This window comes from Pseudomonas sp. P7548 (assembly GCF_013386585.1).
In the GTDB taxonomy this organism is placed as follows: Bacteria; Pseudomonadota; Gammaproteobacteria; order Pseudomonadales; family Pseudomonadaceae; genus Aquipseudomonas.
Genome location: NZ_JACARO010000054.1, coordinates 87,600 through 93,630 on the forward strand (window position 1 = coordinate 87,600; position 6,031 = coordinate 93,630).

Genomic DNA, 6,031 nt, shown 5'->3' on the forward strand with positions numbered 1-6,031 from the left:
AACCGCAAGGGTCAGTGGCAGGCGCCGATCAGGCGCAGCACGGACCGCTGTGAAGCCGGCAGGAGAACAAGGCGCAACGTAGTCAGGAGGCGGGCAATGAGGTAGGACATAGGGCAGCTCTCATGTTGTTTTTATTAGAGATGCCCGCAGTTTTGTCATTTGCGCAAAGATCGACAAACGACAAATTCTGCGCAGTAACCTTCTATAAATGCATGTTACTGGTCCTTCCCAGGGCCGCCTGTGGGGCTAGACGGGTTCAGCGCGGCAACAGGCGCGGATCGAACGGGTAATCGGAGAGCAACTCGATGCCGTGTTCGTGGATGTAGATCTGCTCTTCGAGCTTTACGCCTTCGCCGCCGTCGTCATGGCCGATGTAGCTTTCCACGCAGATGGTCATGCCGGCTTCAAACACGCCGTCGTAGCCCAGCGCGTCGATGTCCTCACGGTGCACCACGTAGGGGTATTCACCGGTCATGCCAACGCCGTGTACCAGGGCGAAATAGCGGTTGTTCTTGTAATGGTCGGGGATCTTCCAGGCCATCTCGGCGTATTCCTTGAAACTGCGCCCGGCCTTGAGCATTTCGACGTTGGTCTGCACCTGCTCGTAGGCGAGCTTGTACAGCTCCTGCTGCTTGGCCGTGGCGGCCTGGTCGCCACACAGGAAGGTGCGCGAGAAGTCCGCGTAGTAGCCAAAACGCCCGACCACGTCGGTGTCGAGGGCCACCAGGTCACCGGCTTCGATGGGGCGCGTGCTGCACTCCTGGAACCACGGGTTGGTGCGTGGGCCGGAGGAGAGCAGGCGGGTTTCCACGTAGTCGCCATCGGTGGCGATCACGTGCTGGTGCAGGTGTGACCACAACTGGTTCTCGGTGATGCCGGGGGTTAGCTTGCTTTCCATCAGGCGCACCCCGGCCTCGGTGGCGCGCAGGCTGGCGCGGATCATCTTCAGTTCGTTGGGCACCTTGATGCAGCGGGCGCGCTCCAGCGGTTCCTGGGCATCGAACACTTGGTAGCCGAGGCGTTGCAGTTCAAAGGCGGCGGCCGAGGTGGCGCTTTCGATGGCGATGCGTTTACCGCCACCGCACTTGCGCACCAGTTCGTCGATTTCGGCGGCCCAATCGGCGGTGACGTTGCCCAGGAAGCTTTCGCAGAAGTAATAGGAAATCGCCTTGGCCGGGCGCACTTCGTCCACGGTGTTGAGGGTTTCGGCCAGGTGCAGGCAGCCGCCGAATTCGAAGATCACCACCGGGCCTTCTGCCGGGATAAAGGCGTAGCGGGCGGGGTTGCGCGCCGAGTACACCTGCATGTTGCGCGAGCCGGTGGCGTAGCGCATGTGGGTGGGGTCGAACAGCACGCAGGCGGCGTAGTCGCGTTTCTTCAGTTCGTTGCGCACCCTTTGCAGGCGGTCCAGCTGGATCTGCTGGATCTCGTCATAGGTGGGTTCGCAGTCGGCGGGGTTGCGGTTCGGGCCGGACAGACTCATGGGGTGTTCCTCGCAGGGCACATTACGGTTTTTAGTTTTTTGGGGAGAGGCGAATCAGTCGAGCAACTGGTCGCTGCGCACCAGGTTGCGTTCGGCTTGCAGGTGGGCTTCGGACAGGCGTCCGTAAAGCTGCTTGGTGCGCTGGGCGCGGCCGATGATCCCGGGCTTTTCCGAGTAGGCGAAGATCGCCGTGTTGCGCTCGGTGGCGCCTTGCACGCGGGTAACGCGGTGCACCGAGAAACGCCCCTTGAAGATCTGCAGGTCGCCGGGGTTCAGCTCCAGCTCCTGCACCCGCGAGCGGTCTTCACCGCGTACCACCTGGCCGACGGCGCCGAGGTTTTCCTGGCTGCGCGAGCGGATCATCGGCGCGTATTCGAACAGGCCGCCGGCCTCGGGCTTCTGGGTCATCATGCTGACGATGAATTCGTTGGTGTCGAAGTGCCAAGGCTGTTCGGTGCCTTCGGGCATCACGTTGATCACCAGCCCGGCGAAAGGGTCGGCGTATTCGAAAATCTCCGGTTCGTCGAGGCAGGCGCCGATAAAGCGCTTCATCATCGGCGACACGTACAGGCGGTGGATGATCGCGTCGGGGGCGATCATGTCGCGGGTCACAAAGCCGCTGGTGCGCTCCATGAATGTGCGGCGCGGGTCATCCTGGGGCAGGGAAGTGTCGTCTTCGGTGAAGTAGGCGTTGACCTTGCGCACCGAGAAGAAGGTTTTGTCCGACAGCGCCAGGCCTTCCAGACGCGCCTGTTCCAGCGCTTCGGGGCGCAGGAAGTTCTTCAGCAGGCAGCAGCCGTCTTCGGCCAATTCGGCGCGGGCATGTTCGATCAATGCCTGTAATTGAACATGGCCCGAATCATGTATGGGATACAGCTCGGTATTAATGATGTCGCTGATATCACCGGTTTCGGCATCGGCAAGTTTAAGACTCATACACGGCTCCTGAATGAGGTGGTTGTATTGAGTTGATAGTTGCGTAAATGAGTTTTAAGGGGAAATTACAAGTTGTGATCGAATCCATCGGCAGGGGCGATAGTTATGTCAGGCGAATTGGATGGCAGTTTACTTAAAGTGTTTGTGGCAATTATCGAATGCCAGGGTTTTTCGGCCGCGGCCGAGCGTTTGCACAAGACCCAGTCGACGGTCAGCCAGAGCCTGCAGCGCCTGGAAGAGATCGTCGGCACGCCGCTGATCCGCCGCACCAGCCGCTCCATCGGGCTGACCCCGGGCGGGGAAACCTTCCTGATCTACGCGCGGCAGATCCTCAAGCTGCACGGCGAGGCGGTCAGCGCGGCGCAATTGCCCAATGAACAGGTGTGCATCCACCTGGGCATGCCGGAGGACTACGCCGACTATTGCCTGGGCGGCATGCTCAAGGACTTCCAGGCACAGTTCGCCCAGGTGCGCCCGGACATCTGCTGTGAAATGTCCACGGCGCTGGTCAGCCGTCTCAATCGCGGTGAGCTGGACCTGGTGCTGGGGGTGGAACACGCCGGCCTGCAACCCGGTGAATACCTGTGTGATGAGCCGTTGGTGTGGGTGGCGGCGCCGAGCTGGAGCTGCGTGGGGCGCCAGTCGGTGCCGCTGGCGGTGTACGCCGAGGGCTGTGCGTTTCGGGCGAATGCTGTGCAGGCGCTGGCCAGGGCCGGGCGCTCATGGCAGGTGGTTTACACCAGCCAGAGCCCGCGCGGCATTGCAATTGCCATCGAGCAAGGCTTGTCGGTCGGGGTGATGGCGCGGCGGCTGGTGCCGACGGGCTGGCAGATCCTGGATGAGCGCCAGGGCTTCCCGCCGATTGCGCCGGCGCGCCTGATGTACTGGCGCCCGGCCGGATGCCAGGTGCCGGAGGTCGAGGCGTTGGTGGAGATCCTGCAGCGCCAGTTGGGGCGCTCAGGGTATGGGGGCCGGCAGCGTCACGGCGAACTGTCGATGGGCCATGCGCTTGAGCATTAGCAGGCAGGCCAGCACCCAGCCGGCGATCCAGGCGTGCACCACGGCAAACTCGCCGCTGGCTTGCAGCAGCCAGCCGCACAAACCATTGGCCGTGGCGCTGGCCAGGCCATAGCTGACCATGCTCAGGCTCACCACTTGCAGGCTTTGCACGGGGTTGAGGCGAGCGCTGAGGTAGGCCGCCATCAAGCCCCAGGACGGGAAGTAGAACAGCGCGAACAGCCCGGCCGCGAGCCAGCTCAGCAGCAGGCTGGGGTGCCATAACAGGCCCAGCATCGCCAGGCCGAAGGCGCCGATGCTCAGCGCCAACACGCGCAGTGCGCCCCAGCGATCGGCCAACGCGCCGAGCAACAGGCCGCCAATGGCGCCGCCGAGGCCGATCAGCGTCCACATCGAACCCGTCACCGCCGCGCTGGCGTGCAGGCGATCGCTGACAAACGCCGACAGGAAGTTCAGAAACGGCCCACTGATGGCGCCGATAAACCCGCTGAGCAATACGATCTGCATGGCCACGGGGTATTCCAGGCACAGGCGCAGCCACTGTTTCAGCACCTGGTTGAAGGCCGGCGCTTCAACGGTGCGGGGTGCCTGCTCGGTATGCGGGGCCAATGCCCACAGAGTCAGCAGCGTGACCAACAGCGTCAGGCCAGCACAGATCAACCAGAACTGGCGCAACGACAGGCCCTGCAACAGCGCGATCAACACGCCGTTCAAGCAGATCGCAAAGGCGGCGCCCGAAGAGGCCAGCCCCAGCACACGGCTGCGGTGCGTGGCCGGGATGACCTCGCGCGCCAGTGCCGCAATAGCGTTCCAGTTCGACACCGCGCACGCCGACACCAGGGCCAGGCACGCCGCGAACGGCATCACCCAGGGCGTGGCGACGGCCAACGCCAGCAGCGCGGGGCTTAGCAGCATAGTCAGGCGCACCATGTTGCGCGGGCTGACCCAGGCCGCCGCAATGCCGCTGGCGATGGAGGCGCCCATGTAGAACAGCTGCAACAACGCGGCTATCAACGCGGCCTGGCTGTAGCTGAGTTCAAATACCTGGCGGATCTGCGGCAATAACGCCGAATAAAGAAAAATACTGAAACCGTGGGTGGTGGCGTTGCAGGCGGTAAATATCAGTGCCAGCAGACCAATACTTCGCCGCGGTGAAACAAGTGTGTTCGACATGGCGAGGGCCCGATTTAATAAACGGCGAATAATGCTGAGTTAGTTGTAAGGCAGACTAACTTTTGTGGCGCGTCGGCGACCAATGCTTAATTGTCTTAGTGTGCATGCGTAATACGCGTGCTATTTATGCGTGAGCGACGAAATACGCTGGAAAACGACATAGAGGGCGTTCGCCGGTTTTTTCATCGTCGGCAGAGGGTGCTACCGCTGGCCCAATACAAAAAGGTATGTTGTGTGCGAATTTTCCCGCGTTGTCGTGGGATTTTGTTTCCTTGTCAGCCGCTGTCGAGTGCCCTCCATGAAACGCAAAATGCCCGGTCTCAATGCTCTCAAAGCCTTCGAAGTGGCCGGCAGTACCGGCAGCTTCACCCGGGCTGCCGAGCTGTTGAACGTGACCCAGAGCGCGGTCAGTCGCCAGGTACGGCAGTTGGAAGAACAGTTGGGCGAGCACCTGCTGGAGCGCCGTCATCACCACTTGGAGCTGACCAGCGCCGGGCGCGTGTTGTTGCGGGCGCTGCACCAGTCGTTCGACAAGATCGAGCTGACGGTGCGCAGCATCCAGCAGAAAACCCACTCCAACCGCCTGCATGTGAATGCACCGCCGACCTTCACCAGCCGCTGGCTGATGCCGCGTCTGGGGCGGTTGCGCGAGGCCCATCCTGAGCTGGAGCTGAGCATCACCACCTGTTTGCAGGACAGCCTGGCGCAGACCAGCACCCTGGATTGCGCCATTCGTTTCGGCAATGGCGAATGGGATGGCCTGGACAGTTCGCTGCTGGTGCAAGAGCGACATATCGCGGTGTGCGCGCCGTCGTTGTACGCCCGTGAATGCAGTGATGGGGTGGACCTTAATCGCATGACCCTGCTGCACGTGTTGGCCAGCGAGGACCAGCGATACCTCACCTGGAAACACTGGCTCGACGCGGCGCGCATTCATGGCGTGGACACCCAGGGTGGCTATGAGTTCGACCTGCTGGACCTGGCCATTCGGGCGGCTACCGATGGGTTGGGTATCACCATTGCCGACTGGCACATGGTGGCGGCGGAGTTGGCGTCGGGGCAGTTGACCCAGGTGATGAACGTGCACGTGGAAGGGCATCAGTCTTACTGGCTGGTGACGCGGCCCGAGCAAACGGACCTGCCGCAATTGCAGGTGTTCAGCCAGTGGTTGCAGGAAGAAATCTGGTTGGCGCAGCGCCAGTTGCAACCGTCCACCGCCGCAAGCGCCTGACCGCCCACAGATCCCTGTAGCAGCCGGCTTGCCGGCGATCCAGGCGCTTTGGTTTTTCAGGTACACCGCGTTGATGCCATCGCAGGCAAGCCAGCTCCCACATTCGGCCGCATTTCAACAGATGGACCCGGTCATCTGTGGGAGCTGCCGAGCCTTGGCGAGGCTGCGAAGGCGGTGGTTCAGGCGACATC

The 6,031-nt window shown here is 62.1% G+C and carries 5 protein-coding genes; 2 read left to right on the forward strand and 3 right to left on the reverse strand.

The features are described from left to right. Positions 1 to 256: 256 nt before the first annotated feature. Together HX803_RS21850 and HX803_RS21855 are read right to left on the reverse strand one after the other, a co-directional pair. Positions 257 to 1,483 (reverse strand): Xaa-Pro peptidase family protein, encoded by a 1,227-nt coding sequence (locus HX803_RS21850; RefSeq protein WP_178923425.1) that lies wholly within the window; start codon positions 1,481 to 1,483, stop codon positions 257 to 259. 54 nt (positions 1,484 to 1,537) lie between these two features. Further along, positions 1,538 to 2,419: a hypothetical protein gene (locus tag HX803_RS21855; protein ID WP_176997497.1), complete on the reverse strand. Its 882-nt coding sequence runs from the start codon at positions 2,417 to 2,419 to the stop codon at positions 1,538 to 1,540. A 105-nt stretch (positions 2,420 to 2,524) separates the two neighbouring features. On the opposite strand from HX803_RS21855, the gene HX803_RS21860 reads away from it, so the two are divergent. Beyond that, a complete protein-coding gene (locus tag HX803_RS21860; RefSeq protein WP_178923427.1) occupies positions 2,525 to 3,439 on the forward strand; it encodes a LysR family transcriptional regulator in 915 nt (304 codons plus the stop codon). Here HX803_RS21860 and HX803_RS21865 read toward each other — a convergent pair. Further along, the gene (locus HX803_RS21865) at positions 3,377 to 4,609 is read right to left on the reverse strand and encodes an MFS transporter (RefSeq protein WP_178923429.1); all 1,233 of its coding nucleotides are present in this window, start codon (positions 4,607 to 4,609) and stop codon (positions 3,377 to 3,379) included. The two genes, HX803_RS21860 and HX803_RS21865, sit on opposite strands and share 63 nt — an antisense overlap. Before the next feature lie 298 nt (positions 4,610 to 4,907). On the opposite strand from HX803_RS21865, the gene HX803_RS21870 reads away from it, so the two are divergent. Next, the gene (locus HX803_RS21870; protein WP_176997494.1) at positions 4,908 to 5,840 is read left to right on the forward strand and encodes a LysR substrate-binding domain-containing protein; all 933 of its coding nucleotides are present in this window, start codon (positions 4,908 to 4,910) and stop codon (positions 5,838 to 5,840) included. Positions 5,841 to 6,031: the final 191 nt, after the last annotated feature.